Origin of the sequence: Paenibacillus chungangensis (assembly GCF_042675905.1) — a bacterium.
GTDB lineage: Bacteria > Bacillota > Bacilli > Paenibacillales > Paenibacillaceae > Pristimantibacillus > Pristimantibacillus chungangensis.
The window spans coordinates 1-674 of sequence record NZ_JBHTJZ010000006.1; the positions used below are offsets into that span (position 1 = coordinate 1).

1 tRNA gene and 2 rRNA genes are annotated in these 674 nt (G+C 50.5%); all 3 read right to left on the bottom strand.

Annotated features, from left to right (window positions below):
- A 23S ribosomal RNA gene (locus ACFQ2I_RS06800) occupies positions 1–279 on the bottom strand; the annotation flags it as partial.
- 144 nt (positions 280–423) lie between these two features.
- Positions 424–499, bottom strand: a tRNA-Ala gene (locus ACFQ2I_RS06805).
- Positions 500–590: 91 nt separating this feature from the next.
- Positions 591–674: ribosomal RNA gene (locus ACFQ2I_RS06810) — 16S ribosomal RNA — on the bottom strand; the annotation flags it as partial.

Sequence of the window (674 nt, forward strand, 5' to 3'; positions counted from 1 at the left end):
TGGTTTGGGCTAATCCGCGTTCGCTCGCCGCTACTGACGGAATCACTTTTGTTTTCTCTTCCTCGGGGTACTTAGATGTTTCAGTTCCCCCGGTATGCCTCTTCATAACCTATGGATTCAGTCATGAGTAACAGTCCATTACGACTGCTGGGTTTCCCCATTCGGAAATCCCCGGATCAAAGCTTGCTTACAGCTCCCCGAGGCGGTATCGTTGTTCGCCACGTCCTTCTTCGGCTCCTGGTGCCTAGGCATCCTCCGTGCGCTCTTACTAGCTTAACCTGCGTTTTTCGATGAGTGACTTNAGCATAAAGCTTCTCACTGCTTCAAAAGCAGCTGGAATGCTTTATTGTTACTTTCGTTATCCAGTTTTCAAGGTGCAATTTGAAGGTAGTATGCTACAGTGTTTCGCTGCGCGAAAACTGTTGGTGGAGCCAAGCGGGATCGAACCGCTGACCTCCTGCTTGCAAGGCAGGCGCTCTCCCAGCTGAGCTATGGCCCCGTGCAAATTCCTTCAAAACTGAACAAATGGAATTACGTCTGACACGCTAGTGTCTGTTATGCGTTTCCTGCAGAAACGCTTAAATCCTTAGAAAGGAGGTGATCCAGCCGCACCTTCCGATACGGCTACCTTGTTACGACTTCACCCCAATCATCTACCCCACCTTCGGCGGCTG